Origin of the sequence: Streptomyces sp. AHA2, from assembly GCF_036857595.1 — a bacterium.
Lineage (GTDB): Bacteria > Actinomycetota > Actinomycetes > Streptomycetales > Streptomycetaceae > Streptomyces.
Genome location: NZ_JAUQWJ010000004.1, coordinates 110,181 through 130,721, shown reverse-complemented (window position 1 = coordinate 130,721; position 20,541 = coordinate 110,181). Strand labels below are relative to the sequence as shown.

18 protein-coding genes are annotated in these 20,541 nt (G+C 72.8%); 10 read left to right on the top strand and 8 right to left on the bottom strand.

From position 1 onward, the window contains the following. Positions 1-3: 3 nt before the first annotated feature. Positions 4-1,617 (bottom strand): N-acyl-D-amino-acid deacylase family protein, encoded by a 1,614-nt coding sequence (locus Q5694_RS11060; protein WP_333932459.1) that lies wholly within the window; start codon positions 1,615-1,617, stop codon positions 4-6. A 12-nt stretch (positions 1,618-1,629) separates the two neighbouring features. Further along, complete coding sequence (locus tag Q5694_RS11055) at positions 1,630-2,913, bottom strand: amino acid deaminase (RefSeq protein WP_333932458.1); 1,284 nt, start codon at positions 2,911-2,913, stop codon at positions 1,630-1,632. A gap of 133 nt (positions 2,914-3,046) precedes the next feature. Between Q5694_RS11055 and Q5694_RS11050 the strand changes: the two genes are divergently transcribed. The 5 genes from Q5694_RS11050 (at position 3,047) to Q5694_RS11030 (ending at position 7,459) form a co-directional block, all read left to right on the top strand. Next, complete coding sequence (locus Q5694_RS11050; protein WP_333932457.1) at positions 3,047-4,117, top strand: sugar kinase; 1,071 nt, start codon at positions 3,047-3,049, stop codon at positions 4,115-4,117. After that, complete coding sequence (locus Q5694_RS11045) at positions 4,114-4,878, top strand: IclR family transcriptional regulator (protein ID WP_333932456.1); 765 nt, start codon at positions 4,114-4,116, stop codon at positions 4,876-4,878. The genes Q5694_RS11050 and Q5694_RS11045 overlap by 4 nt, the downstream gene beginning before the upstream one ends. Then, a complete protein-coding gene (locus tag Q5694_RS11040; RefSeq protein WP_333932455.1) occupies positions 4,875-5,285 on the top strand; it encodes a RidA family protein in 411 nt (136 codons plus the stop codon). The genes Q5694_RS11045 and Q5694_RS11040 overlap by 4 nt, the downstream gene beginning before the upstream one ends. 96 nt (positions 5,286-5,381) lie before the next feature. Continuing rightward, on the top strand, positions 5,382-6,860 hold the full coding sequence (locus tag Q5694_RS11035; protein ID WP_333932454.1) for a GntP family permease: 1,479 nt from the start codon (positions 5,382-5,384) through the stop codon (positions 6,858-6,860). A 65-nt stretch (positions 6,861-6,925) separates the two neighbouring features. Next, a complete protein-coding gene (locus Q5694_RS11030; RefSeq protein WP_333932453.1) occupies positions 6,926-7,459 on the top strand; it encodes a hypothetical protein in 534 nt (177 codons plus the stop codon). Here Q5694_RS11030 and Q5694_RS11025 read toward each other — a convergent pair. Then, positions 7,456-8,802 (bottom strand): M14 family metallopeptidase, encoded by a 1,347-nt coding sequence (locus tag Q5694_RS11025; RefSeq protein ID WP_333932452.1) that lies wholly within the window; start codon positions 8,800-8,802, stop codon positions 7,456-7,458. The two genes, Q5694_RS11030 and Q5694_RS11025, sit on opposite strands and share 4 nt — an antisense overlap. 273 nt (positions 8,803-9,075) lie before the next feature. On the opposite strand from Q5694_RS11025, the gene Q5694_RS11020 reads away from it, so the two are divergent. The 4 genes from Q5694_RS11020 (at position 9,076) to Q5694_RS11005 (ending at position 14,526) form a co-directional block, all read left to right on the top strand. After that, complete coding sequence (locus Q5694_RS11020; protein WP_333932451.1) at positions 9,076-11,556, top strand: ATP-binding protein; 2,481 nt, start codon at positions 9,076-9,078, stop codon at positions 11,554-11,556. A gap of 43 nt (positions 11,557-11,599) precedes the next feature. After that, positions 11,600-12,502 carry an MEDS domain-containing protein gene (locus tag Q5694_RS11015; RefSeq protein ID WP_333932450.1) on the top strand — a complete coding sequence of 301 codons (903 nt, stop codon included), beginning with the start codon at positions 11,600-11,602 and terminating at the stop codon, positions 12,500-12,502. 80 nt (positions 12,503-12,582) lie between these two features. Continuing rightward, positions 12,583-13,065: an ATP-binding protein gene (locus Q5694_RS11010; RefSeq protein ID WP_333932448.1), complete on the top strand. Its 483-nt coding sequence runs from the start codon at positions 12,583-12,585 to the stop codon at positions 13,063-13,065. A 156-nt stretch (positions 13,066-13,221) separates the two neighbouring features. After that, positions 13,222-14,526: an Nramp family divalent metal transporter gene (locus Q5694_RS11005; RefSeq protein WP_333932447.1), complete on the top strand. Its 1,305-nt coding sequence runs from the start codon at positions 13,222-13,224 to the stop codon at positions 14,524-14,526. Between the two features lie 86 nt (positions 14,527-14,612). Here the strand turns inward: Q5694_RS11005 and Q5694_RS11000 are convergent, their stop codons facing one another. Genes Q5694_RS11000 through Q5694_RS10980 form a run of 5 tightly spaced genes read right to left on the bottom strand, consistent with a single transcriptional unit; the run spans position 14,613 to position 19,292 of the window. Then, positions 14,613-16,298, bottom strand: coding sequence for a chitinase (locus Q5694_RS11000; protein ID WP_333932446.1), 1,686 nt, complete (start codon positions 16,296-16,298; stop codon positions 14,613-14,615). A gap of 31 nt (positions 16,299-16,329) precedes the next feature. Then, complete coding sequence (locus Q5694_RS10995; protein ID WP_333932444.1) at positions 16,330-16,719, bottom strand: hypothetical protein; 390 nt, start codon at positions 16,717-16,719, stop codon at positions 16,330-16,332. Next, positions 16,716-17,150: a DUF3592 domain-containing protein gene (locus Q5694_RS10990; protein WP_333932443.1), complete on the bottom strand. Its 435-nt coding sequence runs from the start codon at positions 17,148-17,150 to the stop codon at positions 16,716-16,718. The genes Q5694_RS10995 and Q5694_RS10990 overlap by 4 nt, the downstream gene beginning before the upstream one ends. Positions 17,151-17,152: 2 nt before the next feature. Beyond that, positions 17,153-17,713, bottom strand: coding sequence for a hypothetical protein (locus Q5694_RS10985; RefSeq protein ID WP_333932442.1), 561 nt, complete (start codon positions 17,711-17,713; stop codon positions 17,153-17,155). Positions 17,714-17,732: 19 nt separating this feature from the next. Further along, positions 17,733-19,292 (bottom strand): hypothetical protein, encoded by a 1,560-nt coding sequence (locus Q5694_RS10980; protein WP_333932441.1) that lies wholly within the window; start codon positions 19,290-19,292, stop codon positions 17,733-17,735. Positions 19,293-19,678: 386 nt separating this feature from the next. Between Q5694_RS10980 and Q5694_RS10975 the strand changes: the two genes are divergently transcribed. Next, positions 19,679-20,512, top strand: coding sequence for a hypothetical protein (locus Q5694_RS10975; protein WP_333932926.1), 834 nt, complete (start codon positions 19,679-19,681; stop codon positions 20,510-20,512). The last annotated feature ends 29 nt before the right edge of the window (positions 20,513-20,541 follow it).

The following is a 20,541-nucleotide window of genomic DNA, read 5'->3' as shown; positions in this document are numbered from 1 at the left end:
CGGTCACGCGGGAGGGGTCCCGCGGATCGCCCGGCCCGCCAGCACGTCCGTGCGCCGGCCGTCCTCGATCACGAACCGGCCGCCCACCAGGACGTGGGGGATGCCCGTCGGCAGCGTGCGCGGCTCGGCGAACGTGGAGCCCGCCGCCACCGTCGCCGGGTCGAACAGCACCAGGTCGGCCACGTACCCCTCGCGGACCAGGCCCCGGTCGGGCAGGCGCAGCCGCGCCGCCGGGCGGGAGGTGAGGTGCGCGACGCACTCCTCCAGCGACAGCACCCCCAACTCCCGGACGTAGTGGCCGAGATAGTGCGGGAACGTGCCGTAGGCGCGCGGGTGGGGCTTGGCGCCCTGGAGGATGCCGTCCGAGCCGCCGGTGTGCACCCGGTGACGCATGATCTCCCGGACGTTCTCCTCGTGGCCCACGTGCTGCAGGATCGTCGGCGCCAGCCGGTCGGACAGCAGCAGGTGACGCGCGGTCACCCAGGGATCCTCGCCCCGCAGCGCCGCGGACTCCTGGACGGTCCGGCCGACGAAGTCGGCCAGGGCCGGATCGGCCACGCCGGAGATCTCGATGGTGTCCCACTCGACGGGCACGCCGTGGCAGCCGTCGGAGCCGATGACCTCCAGGTGGTGGCGGATGCGCTCGGCGGTGCCGTCGTCCGCCAGCCGCCTGAGGGTCTCCTCCGGGCCGCCCTCGCTCGCCCAGCTCGGCAGGACGGCCGCGAGGGTGGTGCAGCCGGGCGTGTAGGGGTAGGTGTCGAGGCTGATGTCCGCCCCGTCCGCCAGGGCCTGGTCCAGCAGGGCCAGCAGCTCGGGCGCCCGGCCCTTGTTCACGCCGAAGTTCATGGTGGCGTGGGCCAGGTGCAGCGGGCAGCCCGCCTCCCGGGTCAGCGCGACCATCTCCCGGTAGGCCTCCAGCGCGCCGGCGCCGTAGGAGCGGTGGTGCGGGCAGTAGTAGCCGCCGTACGACGCCACCACCCGGCACAGCTCGGTCAGTTCGGCGTCCCGCGCGTACATGCCCGGGGTGTAGGTCAGGCCCGAGGACATGCCGACGGCGCCCTGCTCCATGCCCTCGGCGACCACCTGCCGCATCCGGTCCAGCTCCCGCGGGGTGGCCGGGCGGTCCTCCCAGCCGACGGCGAGTGCCCTGACCGTGCCCTGCGGGATCAGGTAGGCCGCGTTCACGGCGATCCCGCGGTCCAGCCGGTCGAGGTACTCGCCGACCGTGCGCCAGTCGAAGTCGACGTCGTCCCCGGGGCCGTTCCACCCGGCGATCGCGCGGCGCACCTCGCCGAGCGTGCGGTCGTCGACCGGCGCGTACGACAGGCCGTCCTGGCCGATGACCTCCAGCGTGACGCCCTGCGCGGCCTTGGCGCTGTGGTCGGGGTCGCGCAGCAGCGCCAGGTCGCTGTGGGCGTGCATGTCGACGAAGCCGGGGGAGAGGACGAGCCCTTCGGCGTCCAGCTCGCGGCGGGCCTCCGGCCGCTGGCAGCCCGCCGCCGCGGCCTCCTTCACGATCTCCACGATCCGGCCGCCGTCCACCACGACATCGGCGCGGTAGGCGTCCGCGCCGGAGCCGTCGACGACGTCGGCGTCCCGGATGACGAGCTCTTCCATGGCCTGGACCTCCTAGAAGAACGTGCGCACGTAGTCGACGACCGTGCCGTCCGCCTCGGCGACGGGGATCAGCTGCCACTTGTCGAACGAGGTGCACGGATGGGACAGGCCGAGCCCCACCCAGTCGCCGACCTCCAGGTCCGCCTCCGGCGCGGTGCTCAGCCAGGCGTGCTGGTCCGACAGGGCGGTCACCGTGACGCCGGCGGCCGGCCGCTCGGTGCCGCCGCGGCGGACCACCTGGGCGAAGGGCAGGTCTAGGTCGTAGGCGGCGTCCCGCTTGCCCGCGTTGACGAAGGCCTGCTCGGCGGAGGGCCGCGACACCACCTGGGCCCACAGGCGGAACGCCGGCTCCAGGGCGCCCTCCTCGGGGACCCGGTTGAACGGGGTGAGCTTGCGGTAGTGGCCGTCGTCGTGCGAGACGTAGGCGCCCGAGCGGAGCAACTTCAGCACCGGCAGCGACAGTTCCGGGAGGTCCGCGAAGACGCCGGCGACCGCGTCGAACCAGGCGCTGCCGCCCGCGCTGACCACGATCTCGTCCAGGCCGGTGAACCGCCCGGCCTCGTCGAAGTCGGCGGCGAGCGCCACCAGCCGCCGCAGCCACGCCGTCACCCGCTCGGTGTCGGCCTTCGGCACCTCGCCCTCGTAGCCCGCGACGCCGGCCAGGCGCAGGGTCCGCGTGGCCGCCACCGCGTCCGCGACCGCCGCGCACTCCGCCTCCGTACGGACACCGGTCCGGGCGCCCTCGCCGGCCGCGAGCTCCACGACGACGTCCAGGGAACGCGTGGCGCCCGCTTCCCGCAGCGCGGCGTCCATCACCTCCACCCCGCGCACCGAGTCGACGTAGCAGACGAACCGGAACTCCGGGTCGGCGTCCAGCTCGGCCGCGATCCAGCGCAGGGCCGCCACGTCGACCAGCTCGTTGGCCAGGAACACGCGCCGGATCCCGAAGGCCCGGGCCACCCGCACCTGGTGGGGCACGGCCAGGGTGATGCCCCACGCCCCGTGCTCGATCTGGCGCTGGAACAGCTGCGGTGCCATGGAGGTCTTGCCGTGCGGTGCGAAGGCCAGGCCGTGCCGGGCCGCGTAGGACTCCATGAGCTTCAGGTTGTGCTCCAGCCGCTCGGCGGACAGCGCGAGCACGGGGGTGGTGAACCCGTCCGTGAAGAGGTTGCGGCGCTGGGCGGCCAGCTCCCCGACGGTCAGTCCGCCGGCGTCCGGCGGAAGCCCCTTGAAGCGGTGGTCGACGCGCTCGGCGGCCAGCCGGGCGAGGGACTCGGCTGCGGTGTCGGCTGGCATGAACCCTCCTGATCAGCGGTGTTGCATGTACTGCAACCTTCATTGCGTATAACGCTCAACGCTGTCTAACATCTCGGCCACCGCCGGTCAATGAACGAGCCGCCCACCGAACAGCCGAGGAGCTACGAGCATCGTGACCCCCACCGGACCCTGCAACGCCCCCGACGTCGTGGACGTCGTCGCGCTCGGCGAGTCCATGGTCGCGTTCCTGCCCTCCCGGCCCGGCCGCCTCGCCGACGTGCCGTCCTTCGACCGCGGCATCGGCGGCGCGGAGTCCAACGTGGCCTGCGTGCTGGCCGCAGCGGGCCACTCCACGCGGTGGGTCAGCGCCGTGGGCGCCGACGGCTTCGGCGACCACCTCCTCGCGGAGATCGGCCGCTACGGAGTCGACGTCGCCTCGGTGCGGCGCGACCCCGGACGCCCGACCGGCGTCTACTTCCGCACGGCGGGCGACCGCGCGGGCGACGCCCACGAGGTCGCCTACTACCGGGCCGGTTCGGCCGCCTCGGCCATGTCGGCCGCCACGGTCGACCTGGCGGCGGCCCGCGCGGGCCGCGTCCTGCACCTGTCGGGCATCACCGCGGCGCTGTCCGGCACGTGCCTCGACCTGCTGTGGGAACTGACCGAGCCGGGAGCGCGGCGCCCGCTCGTCTCCTTCGACGTCAACCACCGGCCGGGCCTGTGGGCCGACCCGGCCGGGGCGCGCGTCCTGCTCGACCTGGCCCGCCGCGCCGACGTCGTCTTCGTCGGAGCCGACGAGGCCCAGGACGCGTGGGGCCTGCACGGCCCGGCCGCCGTCCGGGCCGCGCTGCCCGAGCCCGGCCTGGTCGTCGTCAAGCTGGGCGCGGACGGCGCCGTCGCCCTCGGCCGGGACACCACCGGGGCCGGCGACGCGGACGGCACCGCCACGCTGGTCCCCGCCCCCCGCGTCGACGTCGTCGCCGCCGTCGGCGCCGGGGACGCCTTCGCCGCCGGGTTCCTCTCCGCCACGTTGCGCGCCCTGCCCGTACGGGACCGGCTGCGCCACGGGCACCTGACGGCCGCCGCCGCGCTCACCGTGCCCGGCGACCTCGCCACCCCGCCCGCCCGGGACCACGCCGACCGCCTCGCCGCCCTGGACGACGACGCATGGGGGAGACTGCGACTCGGCCCGGGCTGGACCGAGGGGACACAGCGGGCCGACGAGGAGGTACGTACGTCATGAGCCAGACCGTCGACCGCGCGCTCAGCATCCTGCCGCTGCTCGCCGAGGGCCCCGCCGACCTGGGGCAGGTCGCCGACCGCCTCGGCGTGCACAAGTCCACGGCCCTGCGCCTGCTGCGCACCCTGCACGAGCACGGCCTGGTCTACCGCCAGTCCGACCAGCGCTACCGCCTGGGTGCCCGGCTCTTCGCCCTCGCCCAGGAGGCGATGGAGAACCTCGACGTCCGCGAGATCGCCCATCCCCACCTGGTCCGCCTCAACGAGACCTGCGGGCACACCGTGCACCTCGCCGTGTACGAGGAGAACGAGGTCCTCTACATCGACAAGGTCGACAGCCGCTACCCGGTGCGCATGTACTCGCGGATCGGCAAGCCCGTCGCCATCACCGTCGCCGCGGTCGCCAAGCTGCTGCTGGCCGACCTGCCCGAGCACGAGCGGCGCGCGGTCGCCGAGAAGCTCGACTACCCCACCTACACGTCCCGTTCGACCCCCGACGCGAGCGCGTTCCTGCGCGAGCTGGAGAAGGTGCGCGAACAGGGCTGGGCCACCGACCTAGGCGGCCACGAGGAGTCCATCAACTGCGTCGCGGCGCCCATCCGCGGCGCCGACGGCCGGGTCGTCGCCGCGATGTCGGTGTCCGCGCCGAACGTCGTCGTCACCGCCGACGAACTCCTCACCCTCCTGCCGCTGGTGCGCCGCACGGCCGACGCCATCAGCGGGGAGTACTCCGGCAGAACACCAGTGAAGGGCACCACCGCATGACCGACAAGACCGCACTCACCCCGAAGACCCACACCACCCCGCCGGCCAGGTTCTCCCACGGTGTGAGGAAGGGCAACATCCTCCAGGTCGCCGGCCAGGTCGGCTTCCTGCCCGCCGAGGAGGGCAAGGCGCCCACGCCCGCCGGGCCGACCCTGCGCGAGCAGACCCTGCAGACCCTGGCCAACGTCAAGGCCATCCTGGAGGAGGGCGGCGCCTCCTGGGACGACGTGATGATGATCCGCGTCTACCTGACGGACGTCGCCCACTTCGCCGAGATGAACGAGATCTACAACGCGTACTTCGAGGAGCAGGGGCTGACCCAGCCGCCCGCCGCGCGCACGACCGTCTACGTCGGTCTGCCCGCGGGCCTCCTCATCGAGATCGACGCGCTGGCCGTCCTCGGCTGACCCACCCCACCCCGCCTTCTTCGAGGCGCGGCGCCTTCGACGCGCCGCGCTCCCCCCTACCCAGAAGCTGCATGCCTTTACGCAGAGGACCCCCGTATGTCCCTTCCGCTCGCCGCGTCCGCCCCCGCCGAAGCCCCACCGCACACCGGAGGACTGCTCCTCCTCGTCGACGGCACCGCCGGGCTCCTGCTCACCGCCGCGCTCGGCATCGCGCTGCTGCTCTTCCTCATCATCCGGATGAGACTCCAGCCGTTCGTCGCCCTGCTGGCGGTCTCCATAGCCGTCGGCCTCGCGGCCGGCCTGTCCGTCACCGAACTCTTCGGCACCGTCCAGAGGTCGGACGCCGTCTCCACCATCGAGTCCGGCATGGGCGGCATCCTCGGCCACGTCGCCATCATCATCGGCCTGGGCACCATGCTCGGCGCGATCCTCGAAGTCAGCGGCGGCGCCGAGGTGCTGGCGGGCCGTCTGCTCGGTCTGTTCGGCGAGAAGCGCGCCCCCCTCGCCATGGGCCTGACCGGTCTGATCTTCGGCATCCCGGTCTTCTTCGACGTCGGCATCTTCGTCCTGGCGCCCATCGTCTACGCCGCCGCCAAGCGTTCGGGCAAGTCGATCCTGCTGTACTGCCTGCCGCTGCTCGCGGGCCTGTCCGTCACCCACGCGTTCCTGCCCCCGCACCCCGGCCCGGTCGCCGCCGCCGGCCTCCTGCACGTCGACCTCGGCTGGGTCATCCTCATGGGCATCGTCTGCGGTCTGCCCGCCGTGGTGGCCGCGTGGGGCTACGCCGCGTGGATCGGCCGCCGCGTGTTCGTCGCCGTGCCGCAGGACATGGTCGAGGCCGCCCAGGAGGCCAAGCAGGCCGTCGTGGACGAGCAGCGCGCCGCCGGCGTGGAGCCGCGCGAGGAGCCGGTCTCCCTCGGCACGGTCCTCGGCATCATCGGCACGCCCCTGGTGCTCATCCTCGCCGCCACCTTCTCCTCGATCGCCCTGGACCCCTCCACGCTCCGCTCGGTCGTCGAGTTCTTCGGCAACCCCTTCGTGGCGCTGACCATCGCCCTCTTCCTCGCCTACTACCTGCTCGGCATCCGCCGCGGCTGGTCCCGCAAGTCCCTGGAGACGGTGTCGACCGCGTCCCTCAAGCCGGTCGGCAACATCCTGCTGGTGGTCGGCGCGGGCGGCATCTTCGGCGCCGTGCTCAAGGCCAGCGGCGTCGCCCAGGCCCTGTCGGACACCTTCCACGACGTGGGCCTGCCGGTGATCGTGCTGTCCTACCTGATCTCCGTGGTGCTGCGTGTCGCCCAGGGCTCGGCGACGGTGGCGATCGTGACGACGGCCGGCATCGTCGCGCCCCTGCTGTCCGAGGGCGACCACTCCCAGGCGTTCGTCGCCCTGGTCATCATGGCCATCTCCGCGGGCTCCATCTTCGCCTCGCACGTCAACGACGGCGGATTCTGGATGGTGGCCAAGTACTTCGGCATCAGCGAGCGCGACACGCTCAAGTCGTGGACGGTGCTGGAGAGCGTGCTGTCGGTGGCCGGGTTCGTGGTCGCCGCCGTGCTGAGCCTGTTCGTGTAGGAGTCTGATAACGAAGTCGGGCCCGGCTGTGTGCCGCACAGGTTTGTCGACCATACTGCTGCGCTGTGGAGCAGCGCATAGGTTCGAGCAGCCAGCCCCTGGAAGGCGCCGGGTTCGACCCGGCCTTCATCCCCGGGCTCACGTCACCCGCGTCCCCACGGACGAAGGACGGCGAGCCGGCCGAGGAACCCGGGGCCGCCGAGGCCGAGGAGGCCGCCCCCGAGCCGGAGGAGACGGACCCGGTGTCCTCCTCCGGGCCGGAGGAGGACACCGGGTCCGACGGTCCCGTGTTCGAGGCGTCCGACCGCCGTGCGCGGATAACAGCCGATCACCGAGGCGTCCGGCTCTGCCTGGACGACCAGGAGTGCGAGTTCCGCTGGGACGAGATCGGCGCGGTGGAGACGGAGACGGCCCGCTTCGGCAAGCGGTACACCGTCACCGTCCACACCCCTGACCGCCGCTGGTACCCGATCGAGATCGAGGCGCCGGCCAGGAGCCGGTTCGCCGAGTGGGACGAGCAGCTGGACGCGGTCCTCGACGCCTACTTCGAGGTCGGCGAAGCCGGCGAGCCGGAGGGCGGCGAGGAAGCGCGCGCCTAACCGCAGTACTGCGCTTCCTTGCCGATGGACCGGTACATGCAGTCCGCGTTCTCCAGCAACTGCAGTACCGCGTCCCGGTTGCGTGAGGTCTCCCGCTCGATCACCTCGTCGGGCGGGTAGAACCCACCCCCGCCGGACCGGGGGTACATCTCGAAGGTGTAGCCGAAGATCTTGTGCACGCCCCAGAGGTAGTCGTCGATCGACCCGTCCGTGATGTAGAGGTCGCTCGACTGCTCCGCGGTGTACCCGTTGCTCGCGGCCATCTTCTGACCCACCGCCTTGAACGCCGCGTTGTCGTCCGCGGTCATCCCGGTCGTGGTGTCCGAGTACGTGTAGCCGAACGGCCACAGCACCAGCTCGCTGTAGGTGTGGAAGTCGACCCCGGCCCTGATCTGCTGCTTGCCGCCGACGACCCGGCTGCGCACGAAGTCGGCCACGACCTTCACCTCGGGAGCGGACTCGGCCGCCCGGCCCCGGTAGGTCTCCGAGGACGTCGAGCCCGAGGAGCCGCCGCAGCAGCCCCAGCGGTAGTTCCAGTTGCGGTTCAGGTCCGTGCCGACGTACGAGGAGCCGGAGTTGGGCTGGCGGTTCTTGCGCCAGGAGCGGTACGAGCCGGTCGCGATGTCGTACTCGCCGCCGTCCGGGTTGATGTCGGGGACGATCCAGATCTCGCGGTTGTTCACCATGTTGGTGACGCGGGAGTCGGATCCGTAGTCGGAGGTCAGCTCGCGCAGCAGGTAGAGCGCCATCTCGACGGTCAGGTGCTCACGGGCGTGCTGGTGGTGGGTGAACAGGACCTCCGGCTCGGACTCGTCCGCGGCCACGTTGTCGCTGATCTTGACGGCGACGATGTTGCGGCCCTGGTACGAGGTGCCGATGACGCGCTGGCTCGCGATGGAGGGGTTCGCGGCGACGATCGAGTTGATCGCGCTCGTCATCTCCGCGTAGTTGTGGTACTTCGAGTCGCCCGACGGGAAGTCGAACAGCCGGACGTCGTCCTTGCCCGCGGACCGGTCGGGCACCGCGCCGAGCGGGGTGACCTCGTAGCCCTGGGCGCGGAGTTTCTTGATCTGGTCGGCGCGGCCGGAGACCACGACACCGTGGCTGTCGGCCTCGTCGACGCTCACGCCGGTGCGCTGGAGTGCCGTGCGGTCCTCGGCCGTCGCGTGCAGGTGGACCTCGTACTGCCGGATGTCGTCCGCAGCCGGTGCGGCCTTCGGAGCGCTGTCGGCGGTGGCGTCGGAGGTCGTCCCGTACAGGGGAGCCGCGAGGGCGAGGGCGAGGAGGGCGGCGAGGGCGGCGGTGCGTCTGCCGGCGCCCGGGCCTGACGTGCGAAGTCGCATGAAATCTCCTTGTGGGAGGTGGGGTTGTTCCGTGCGACGTGCGTGGTGCGGGTGGCGCACATCGTTCTGCCAATGGCATGACCAGGTCAAGACTGAAAGCGGCCGCGCAGTGTACGCGTGCGACGCGGCAGCCGGGGAGGAGCGGCGCAAGTGCACCCGGGGGTGTGATCCGCGCGAGCCTATCGGCCCGGGGCCGGGAGAGGGTGGGGGCTCGCGCAAGGGGAGCCGGGGCGACCGGACCCCGGGACCACACCCCCGAAGGACTGGCTGATCATGGGCGGATCAGCGCCACGACGGGAGCACTCCCTGCCGGCCGAGACGACCAGCTTCGTCGACCGGCGTGGCGAACTGACCGAGGGCCGCGAACTGCTGGCCCGCGCACGGCTGGTGACGCTGACCGGACCGGGCGGCGTCGGCAAGACACGGCTGGCCGCGCGCCTGGCTGCCCGGGTCCAGCGTGCCTTCCCGGACGGCGTGCGTATCGTGCACCTGTCCGGGCTGCACGACCCGGACCTCGTCCCGCTCGCCGTCGCCGACGCGCTGGGGCTGCACGACCACTCCAGCAGGCCGCAGCCGGACGCGCTGGTCGAGCAGGTGCGCGAGCGGCGGCTGCTCCTCGTCCTGGACAACTGCGAGCACCTGACGGCCGCCTGCGCCCGGCTGGCGGCGGCGCTGCTGCTCGGCGCCGAGGGGGTCCGGATCCTCGCCACCAGCCGGCACCGGCTCGGGCTCACCGAGGAGCACCTGCTGGAGGTGCGTCCGCTGCCGGTGCCCGACCCGGACGGTGACCTGTCGGCGGCCGACGGATGCCCGGCCCTCGCGCTCTTCGCCGACCGGGCCGCCGCCGTCGTCCCCGGCTTCCGCCTCACCCCCGACAACCGGGCCGCCGTGGCCCGGCTGTGCCGCCGCCTGGACGGCCTGCCCCTCGCCATCGAACTCGCCGCGGTCCGCATGCGCGTGCTCGACGCCGAGCAGCTCCTGGCCCGCCTCGACGACCGTTACCGCGTCCTGACCACCGGCAGCCCCGCGGCCCCGCCCCGCCACCAGACCCTGCGGGCCGCGGTCGCCTGGAGCCACGACCTGTGCACCGGCCCCGAACAGCTGGCGTGGGCCCGCCTGTCGGTCCTGCCGGGCTGCTTCGACCTGGAAACCGCCGAAGCGGTCTGCGCGGACACCCCGGAGACGCGGGCAGCGCCCGTGCCCGTGCCTGTAGGCGCCGCCCTGCCCTCCCCCGGCGCGGTGCCCGTTCCCGCGGCCCCGCCGGCGCCCCGCCCCGCGGGCGCGGTCCCGGCGTCGCGCGGCGAAGGCGGGACCCGTCGGCCCTTCTCGCGCCCGGACGACGTCCTCGACGCCCTGGCCGGGCTCGTGGACAAGTCCGTGGTGCAGCGGGAGACGGGAGCCGGCGGGGTGCGGTACCGGATGCTGGACACCCTGCGGGAGTACGGGCTGGAGCGGCTGCGACGCGTCGCGGGGGAGGAGGAGGCCGCCCGGCGCCGGCAGCGCGACCACGTCCTGCGGCGGGTCGAGGCCTACGAGCACGGGTGGTTCGGGCCGGGCCAGCCGGAGGCCGTCGCCCGGCTGCGCGCCGACCGGGACGCCCTGCGGGCGGCGCTGGACTTCAGCCTGTCCACGCCCGGCGAGGCCCGCACCGGACTGCGCCTCGCGGGCACGCTCTGGTTCTACTGGCACGCCTGCGGCGCCTCCCGCGAGGGCCTGCACTGGCTCGACCGCGCCCTGGCGGCCTGCCCCGAGCCGACCCGGGAGCGGGCCCGCGGCCTGTGGGTCGCCGGTCTGCTCGCCGCCGCCACCCAGGACCTGCCCCGGGGCCGGCGCCACGCCGCCGACGCCCTCGCCCTGGCCCGCGCCCTGGGCGACGCCGCCGAGGCCGCGCACGCCGAGTACGTCATCGGCGTCATCCGGCTGTTCGGCGACGACCTGCCCGGGGCGCTGAGCCACTTCGAGGCCACCGTCGCCCGCGGTCCCGTGCCCGGCCAGCACCTCAGCCTCGCAGGACTCGACCAGGTCGAACTCGCCTGCGCGCTGGGCTTCCTCGGCGAGGCCGACCGGGCGGTGGAGGTCTGCGAGCGGACCCTGCGGCTGTGCGAGCGCCACGGCGAGCAGTGGGTGCGCTCGTACGTGGCGCGCATGCTCGCCCTGGCGCACACCGTGCGCGGCGACTGGGCCCTGGCCGAGCGGCACGCCCGGGACGCGCTGCGGCTGAAAGTCGCCGTCCACGACGTCATCGGCATGGCCCTCACCCTCGACCTGCTGGCGTCCGTCGCCGCCGAACGCGGCGCGCACGAGCACACGGCCGTACTGCTCGGCGGCGCCGACCGCGTCTGGGCCGGCATCCACGCCGGCCGCTGGGGCTCGCGCACCCTCAACGCCGCCCGCGGGCGCAGCGAGGAGCTGGCGTCGAGGGCCCTGGGACAGGAGGCGTTCGACCGGGCCCACCGGCGCGGCGGAAGCCTCTCCCTGCCGGACCTCACCGGCCACGCGCTTCAGGAACCCGGCCGCCCGCACCCCGGCGGGCCCGACGGGGAACAGCCGTCGCAGGACGGTTGCGCGGTCCGGCTCACCCGCCGCGAGAACGAGGTCGCCCGGCTCGTCGCCGAAGGGCTCGCCAACCAGCAGATCGCCGACCGGCTGGTGATCGCCCGCCGCACCGCCGAGGGCCACGTGGAACGCATCCTCAGCAAGCTCGGGTTCAGCAACCGCAGCCAGATCGCCGCCTGGGTGACGGCCCGGCGCTGACCCGGCGCCCCACCCGCAACCGCACCCACCCCGAGGGGATCGCATGACCGACGGACGACCCGCCCCGTTCGACCACCGCATCACCGTCTTCGGCTCCGACGACGCCTTCCTCGCCGCCGCCCTGCCCTTCCTCGGCGAGGGGCTCGCCGCCCCCGGCGAGCCCCCGCCCGTGGCCATCGCCGACCCGCGCAACCTGGACCTGCTGCGCGACGCCCTCGGCGGCGACACCAAGGACGTCGTCTGCGTCCCGCACACCGACTGGTACACCGGCTCCGCCGCCAACGCCGTCGCCCAGGCCGCCGGCTACCTCACCGCGCATGCCGGCCCGGGCGGCGGCATCCACCTGCTCATGGAACCCGTGTGGGGCGGCCGGGCCGGACGGTCGGCCCGTGAGGCCACCGAGTGGATCCGCTACGAGGCCCTCGCCAACCTCCTGTTCGCGCCCATGGCCACGACCGCCCTGTGCGCCTACGACACCCGCACCGCCGAACCCGCCGTCGTCGCCGCGGCCCTGCGCGCCCACCCCGGCACGGAGGTGTACCAGGAGCCGGAGCACCTCGTGGCCGAACTCGACGCCGCCCCTCTGCCGTCGCCCCCCGCAGGTGCCCGGGCCCTGGCCGCGCCGGACGCCGCAGCCGTGCGGAGCTGGGCGGAGGGGCGGGGCATGCAGGCCGCCGACGCGGAACTGTTCGCCGCGGCCGTGGCCGAGACCGCCGCGGCCCTGGCGCCCCTCGACGGCGCCGCCCTGCTGTGGGGCGAGGCGCCCGCGTGCGTCTGCGAACTGCGCTCCGCCCGCCGCGTCGACGACCCGCTCGCGGGTTTCGTCCCGCCCCCGGCCGACGGCACCGAACCCCCACCGGGCCTGTGGTACGCGCGCCAGGTGTGCGCGTACGTCGACATCCGCGACGACAGCGGCGGCGCGACCGTCCGTCTGCAGTACGCGTAGCCCTCCACCTGCGCAAGCAGGTACGGGAACGGGTAGTCCTCCCCCTGCGCCCGGCCGTCCCCGGGGATCACCCTGGAGTCATGCTGCAACTCTCCGGGTGCTCCGTCCCGGACCCCGACGCCCACCACGGCCCGTTCCCCCAGCCGCCCCTGGGAGCGGGCCACCTGAGCGTCGAGTACGCCCCCGGGCCCGTCACCGTCCGCGAGGCGCGCGCGGAGGTCCGCAAGGCGCTGGAGGGCTGGGGGCTCGACGAGCGCGGCGAGGTCGTGGACGTGGCCGAGCTGCTCGTCGGGGAACTGGCCACCAACGCGCTCGTGCACGCCGGCAGTTCCTTCCGGCTCACGCTCTCCGCCGCGCACGGCGTCCTGCGCTGCGAGGTCGCCGACACCGAGCGGCGGGTGCCCCGGGTGGTGGAGGCGGGCACCGGGGAGAACGGCCGCGGGATGTTCCTGGTGGACGCGCTGGCCCAGCGCTGGGGCTGCCACCGGGACGGGCCGGGCAAGACCGTGTGGTTCGAACTCGGCACGTGCGGATCGGACGGCTGCGGTCGGCGACAGCCGTGACGCTCCGCCGCGCCGGACCACGGCGGTACGCCGTTCCGCCGTGGTCCGGCTTCGGGCCGCGGGGCGAACGGGTTCCCGCGCGGTTCCCCGCCCCCCTTGGGCCGGACGGTCACCGCCCTCTTGTCGGCCGGTCTCCTTTGCGGTTTCTTGATCTGCATGGCGGACACCACGCAGAACCAGGCCACCCACCCCCCACAGCCCCGCAAAGCAAGCTGGAAGTACATCGGCCCGGGCATCGTCGTCGCGGCGACCGGTGTCGGCGCCGGTGACCTCGTCGCCACCCTCATCGCCGGCAGCAACTTCGGCTACACCCTGCTGTGGGCCGCGATCATCGGCTGCCTGGTGAAGATCTCCCTGGCCGAGGCGGCGGGCCGCTGGCACCTGTCCACGGGCCGCACCCTGTTCGACGGATGGGCGAGCCTCGGCCGCTGGACGACCTGGTTCTTCGCGGTCTACGTCGTCGTGTGGGGCTTCGTGTACGGGGCGGCGGCGATGTCGTCCAGCGCGCTCCCGCTGCAGGCTCTCTTCCCGGGCGTGATGGACCTGAAGTGGTGGGGCATCGCGTGCGGCCTGGTCGGGCTGGTCTTCGTCTGGTTCAACAAGTACGCGGTCTTCGAGAAGGTGATGACGGTCCTGGTCGGCGTCATGTTCGTGGTGACGGTGTACCTGGCGATCCGGGTCACGCCGAACCTCGCGGACGCCTTCGCCGGCCTGCTGCCCGTCCTGCCGGACGAGAAGGACTCGATCCTCAACACCCTCGGCCTGATCGGCGGGGTCGGCGGCACGATCACCCTCGCCGCGTACGGCTACTGGGTCAACGCCAAGGGCTGGACGGACACCGGCTGGATGAAGGTCATGCGGCTGGACAACCGGGTCGCCTACCTCACCACCGGCGTCTTCGTCATCGCGATGCTCTTCGTCGGGGCCGAGCTGCTGCACTCGGCGAACGTGGCGATCGCGAGCGGCGACAAGGGCCTGGTCCAGCTGGGCGACATCCTGGAGGAGGAGTACGGCGCGGCCACCGCCAAGTTCTTCCTCATCGGCTTCTTCGCCACGTCCTTCACCTCGCTGATCGGCGTCTGGCACGGCGTGAGCCTGATGTTCGCCGACTTCGTGGCCCGGCTGACGGGCCGGGGCCGGGCCAAGGGCGAGGAGGTCGCCTCGGGCGAGCGCGAACGCTCCTGGCCCTTCCGCGGCTACCTGCTGTGGCTGACCTTCCCGCCCATGGTCCTGCTGTTCGAGGGCCAGCCGTTCCGCCTGGTCATCCTCTACGGCGTGCTGGGCGCGGCCTTCATGCCGTTCCTCGCCGGGACCCTCATCTGGCTCCTCAACACCTCCCGCACCCCGCGGGAGTGGCGCAACGGCCCGCTCAGCAACGTGATGCTGGCGGTGGCCGGGCTGCTGTTCCTGGTGCTGTGCCTGAAGCAGATCTGGGACCAGCCCTGGGGTGACTTCTTCTAGCCGGCGGGCACGGCAGCGGACCCGGACGGGACGGCGGGGTGGAGAGGGCCGGTCCCCTCCACCCCGCCGGTGCGGTCGAGCGGGTGCTACGGCAGTGCGTGCACGTGCGGTCCGACCGCGTTCGACCAGGCGTTGCCCGCCGTGGCGTCCCAGTTGGTCGACCAGGTCATCGCACCCCGCAGGTCGGGGTACGTCCGCGGCGGCTTGAAGGAGCCGCAGTTGACGGCCTTGGTCAGGCAGTCCAGGGCGTTGTTGACCACGCTCGGCGCCACGTAACCGCTGCCCGCGCCGCGGGTGGAGGCCGGTAGGCCGAGGCCCACCTGGGAGGGTGCGAGGCCGTTCTCCAGCTGGATGCAGGCCAGGGCCGTGAGGAAGTCGACCGAGCCCTGGCTGTAGACCTTGCCGTCGCAGCCGAGCATCGAACCGCTGTTGTAGTACTGCATGTTGACGACCGTGAGGATGTCCTTGACGTTCAGCGCGGTGCGGAAGTACGCGTTGGACGTCGACTGCATGTCGATCGTCTGCGGCGCCATGGTCAGGATCAGCGAGGGCCCGGCCTTCGCCGACAGCGACCGCAGCGCCTGCGTCATGTACGTCGCGTTGAGGCCGTTCTCCAGGTCGATGTCGACGCCGTCGAAGCCGTACTCCTGCATCACGGCCCAGACGCTGTTGGCGAAGTTGGTCGCCGAGGCCGCGTCGTTGACGCTGACGGTGCCGCGTTCGCCGCCCACGGAGATGATGACCTTCTTGCCGGCCGCCTGCTTCGCCCGGACGTCCGCCTTGAACTGGTCGACGGTGTAGCCGTTCAGGCCGGCCGTGTCCAGGTTGAAGGTGACCGCGCCGGGCGTGGAGGTGGCGTCCGCGAAGGAGACGGCGATGATGTCGTAGTGGCCGGGGACGTCGGAGATCCTCTGGACGGCCGCGCCGTTGTTGAAGTTCTGCCAGTAGCCGGTCACCACGTGCTTGGGCAGGGCGGGGCCCGGCCCGTCGGGCTTGGTGGTGGTGGCCGTGACCGCCGCCGACTTCGGTGACTCACCGGCCGCGTTGGTCGCCGTGACCTGGAAGGAGTACGCCGTGGAGGCGGCGAGGCCGGTCACGGTCGCCGAGGTGCCGGAGACCGCGGTGACCTTCGTGCCGTCGCGGTAGACGGTGTAGCCGGTCGCGCCGGAGACCGTGTTCCAGGCGAGGGAGACCGAGGAGGTCGTCGTGCCGGAGACCGTGAGGCCGGCCGGTGCCGCCGGGACGGTGGGGCCCGGGTCGGTGCCGCCGCCCCCGTCGGGGCCGAAGACCGACACGTCGTCCGCGTAGTACGCGGCCTGCCCGTACCAGCCGTGGGTGTAGACGGTCACCGACGTCGTCGACCCGCCGGTCTTGAAGGTCGTCGACAGCTGCTTCCAGGCGGTGGAGTCCGGGGTCCAGGTGGACACGTCCGTCGTGCCCGTGCCCGAGACGCCGAGGTAGGCGTACCCGCCGCGGACCCAGGCGCCCAGGGTGTAGGTGGAGTTGGGCTTCACCGCCACCGTCTGACTGCACCGGGCGTTGTCCTGCCCCGAGGGAGTGGCCTGCAGCGCGGCCGACCCGGAGCGCACCGGGGAGGAGACCGTCGTGCCGCTGCCCGCCGAGCAGGTCCAGTTGCTCAGGCCCGCCTCGAAGCCGGCGTTCCTGGCGTTGTTGACGTCGGCGGCCGAGGCCTGGCCGACGGTCGTGACAGTGAGGGCCAGGGCAGCCGTGACGGCACCCGCCCACAGCCGCAGTGATCTGTGTGGGGACATGACAAGAAAATGGTCCAGACCACATCCGCTGTCAAGAGGTCCAGACCAACCTGTCGAGGAGCAGTCCCACCGCGCACCCCGCCAGCAGCACGCCGGTCGACATCCAGAACGCCGGTCCGGACAGGTCGAGCACGTCCGGCCGCAGGCCCAGCAACAGCACCTGGGCCGCCACGGGAGCCGCGCAGGCCGCCGCCAGGTGACGGGCGGGCACCTCCCGCCACGGCTGCGGGTGCGCCCGCGCCGCCGCCCAGGTCGCCAGCACCACGCACACCAGGTTCGGCAGGTGCACCAGCGCGACCGCCGCGCCGAACGAGCCGACCCCCTCGGGGCCGACCAGCGGGTCGTGCAGCAGGGTCATCTGCAGGTACTCGGAAACCACCAGCACGACGATGCCGACGGCCCAGCAGCGGACGAGCGTCATCGGTTCCCTCCGGAGATCTCGGCGTACAGCAGGACCGCGAAGCCCAGCGCGCCCAGGGTGCAGCCCGCGGCCAGGGCCAGCGCCTGGAGCACCGGGGACCAGCTGCCCCGGCCCGCCACCGTCGCCGTGCCCGCGGGATCACGCGGGTCGTAGGTGACGGTGACCGGGGTGCCCTCCACCGTCGACCAGGACGCCAGGTCCTCGAACTCGACACGGCCGCCGTCGGCCGTACGGAAGGCGAAGACGTGCCGCCGGGCGTCGGAGCGGCCGTAGGGCTCGCCCTCCACCCGGACGCACCTGCCCTCCGCCCGGACACCGCGCCGCAGCACCCGGACCACCGTCACCAGCCGCCGCGCGTACCGGATCGCCAGTGCCCCGAACAGCGCGACGAGCAACGCGAGAACCACGTATCCGGCGCCCGGCACCTCCACGGTCAGTGCACCTCCACCGAGTCGACGATCCGGTCCAGATCGCCGTCGGGCAGGCTGCCCCGGCTCGCGTCGATCCGCACGGCGAACGTCGTGCCGGACGAGTCCAGACCGGTGAGGATCACCCCGTCCACCGGCGTCCCCTCGGCGGGCCCGCCGTCCTCGCCCGTGGCCGCGAAGGAGAAGTCGATCCGCTTGGCGTCGTCCGTCCCGGCCAGGTCGACGTCCTCCTGGCCCCGGACCTCCGCGCCCAGCTGGATGCCCGCCTCGGCCGCGATCGCGGCCTGCTCGGCCGAACCCGCCTCGGTGAAGCCCCGTTGCACGGTGACGACCGCGACCTTCCTGCTCCCCTGAGTGCGCACCGCGGCCGCCGCGTTGTGCCGTCCCCGTTCGGCGGCGCTCTGCTCGCGCCAGCCCGCGGGGTAGGACACGTCGACGCCCTTGGTCCTCAGCGTGCCCCAGCCCTCGGGCACGGAGCCCGCGCCCGGGTCCGGCTCCCCGCACCCGGTCAGGGTCAGGGCGGTCGTCAGCAGGGCGGCGGCCAGGCAGGCCCGGCGGGTTGTCATCGGCTGGTGCTCCCTGTCGTCAGTTCGCGCAGTAGCTGTAGGGGAGGTAGGAGCGGCCGTCCCCCTCGGGCGCCCCGAGGAACTCGGCGCCGGTCAGGGTCTCCGCCTTCTTCTCCGTGCTGATCGTCATGCCCAGACTGAGCCCCAAGTTCAACTCGAAACCGTACTCGGCGGCGTTCACGTCGCCCGTGTACGTCATCCGGCTCGACACGCCCCGGTCGAACATCAGCTGCCCGAACGGGTCGTCCGCGCCCGGGCGTGCGGTGGGCGCGTGGCCGGAGAACATGTACCGGAACGGCGTGGCGATCTGCTCGTTGCCGCTGTCCAGCCACTGCTCGGCGACCGCCCGGTCCCGGTCGCCGGCCGGCCCGGGGTCGAAGGTGAGGGTGCTGGTGACGATCTCGATGCCGGTCTGCGAGTCGGTCCCCTTCGCCCCGGCGTTCCCGCCGCGCTTGTCGCCGCCCTGCTTGCCGTCGTCCCCGCCCGCCTTGGCGCCGTCCTTCTGGCCGCCCTCCTCCACCGTGCGGGTCATGTCGACGCGGACCAGCTTGCCGGTCTTCTTGTCGTAGGTGACCGTGATGGTGCCCGTCTGCGTCGTGTCGGCGGTGTGCTCGCCGCTGAGCGGGCCCGCCTCCCAGCTCACCTTGGAGCCGTACTCGATGGACGAGGAGTAGGTGTAGGACTTGGTGTTCTTGTAGGCGTTGTCCGTCCAGGTCACCTCCGGGGCGTACTTGAAGGACCCGCCGAGGGCGGCGCTCAGCTTCTTCTCGTCGCCCGCGGAGATCTTCAGGCCCGCCGAGGCCGAGGCCTCCAGGCCGACCTTGCCGTAGGTGATCTTCCGGTTGTCGCCGAGGTGCTCCTCGATCCGGTTGCGGGTGTCCTCCTCGTCCTTGAGGGGACCGGTGCCGAAGAGGTAGAGGATGCTGTCGCCGACGCTCGCCTCCGCGCCGCCCGGCATGGTCCGGCGCATCTCGTACATCTGCAGCTTCTCCACGTCGTCGCGGAACCGCTCGGCCTCCTCCGGGCTCTGGAACACCCAGGTGTCGCCGTTGGTCACCTTGACGCCGAGCCCCAGCTCCACCTTGTCGGCGCCGAACCGGCCCACCTTCATGCCCGGCTTGAAGTCCTTCTTGGCGGCGACCGAGGCGGCGTCCGTGAAGGTGAGGTAGACCAGTTGGTCGCCGTCGTCGACCTTGCCGTCCCCGTTCACGTCCGTCTTCGCCTTCAGGCGCTGCTCCTGGAAGCCGTACTCCTTGCCGATCTCCCAGAACAGGATCTTCGCCTTGGAGCCCGCCTTGTCGGTGACCGAGGAGACCTGGCACAGCGCCGGCTCGAAGTCGGCGTCGGTCAGCGGCTTGCCCGGGCCGGTGCCGCCCGCGCCGCAGTCACCGCCCCCGGCGACCCGGCAGACCTGCGCGGCGATCCTGTCGTAGACCAGTTGCCCGACCCCGGTGGCCGACACCGCCAGCACGATGGCCGCGCTCACGACGACCATCCCCAGGTACTCGGTGCCGGTCGCCCCGCGGTCGTCGAAGACCGCTCTGCGTCCGTGCGCCCGTATGCCACCCCCGCCGGCCATACGGCACCCCTCCTCGCGGCGAACCACCTCTGTGTGGACCGCGAGCGTAGGTACGCACCCCCGCCCGGGGCGTGGGCCTCAGGGCCCAAACGAAGGCCCACCGTCAACTCGGGGCCCCCTGGACCCACCGCCCGGACGCGGCCCCGGGCACCGCCGTCGATCGGCAAGATGCTCAACCTGCCCCGTTATGACGCGTCTTGTGCAACGACAGTTGCTCCTCAGCTACACAAACGCTGTTCTCCGGTCACAGAGCCGTGGTTACAGTGCTGAGGTAGTCACGCAGTGAAGTCGACACGGCGCGCCGGAGTGACACCCGGCGTACCGACGGGCATGGGGAAGACGGGGAGCTGCGCGTGCCAACTGCCATTGCCGTGACCAGCGCCGACATGGCGCTGCCGCCGCAGGACGACCGCACCCTGCCCGCCGCCGTGCTCCGGGACGTCGCCGAACGCCCCCTGGAACAGGCCTTGGCCGACCTCCAGGCCCTCGTCGAGCACCACGGGCACGTGATCGTGGTCTGCTCACCGGCCGCGCCCACCGCCGTGCGGCGCCGGCTGCACACCCTGCGCGCCCTCATGGAGACCGACCGGGTGGCGCTCTTCCAGCCGGACCTGCCGCCCCTCGGGCTGGCCGTCCTGGCACGTCAGTTGCGTCAGCTCGCGTCCTGCGACCTCAGCCCCGGCGTCCTCGCCTCGGCCGGACGGCTGCTCGTGCACTACGTCCACGCCGGGGCGCTGCTCAACTCCGTCGCCCGGCTCGACCGGGTCCCCGTCGGCCTGAAGTCCCACGCCAAGTCGTGGATGCCCGGCAGCCAGTTCGGCGTCCTCGCCCACCCCGAACCGCACCTGGTGCGCATCACCCCCGAAGCCGCCCTGCCCGGACCCGAGTTCGGCACCTGGATGCTGGTCGCCAAGGGCCAGCTCCAGTCCGACTGGGTCAACGCCACCCTCGCGCCCTCCTGGAAGGTGCAGGGACTGCGCGAGGTCCCGCTCCCGGCGGAGTCATCCGGCTGGTGGGGCACCGGCAAGCTGATCGAGTTCTGCAGCTACCTGCCCGACCTGTCCGTCCTCTACCAGCTCGTCACCTCGGTACGGCAAAGCCGCTGTCACTGGTGCGGCATCGACGTCATCGGCGACCGCTGCGTCTTCTGCTCGGCCACCCCGCCCGTGTACGACAGCCCACCCCCGAAGCAGCTCGAGAGCCGAACGGCCGTCGGGTGAGCCCTGGCACCGCTCGTCAGCACTGCTCC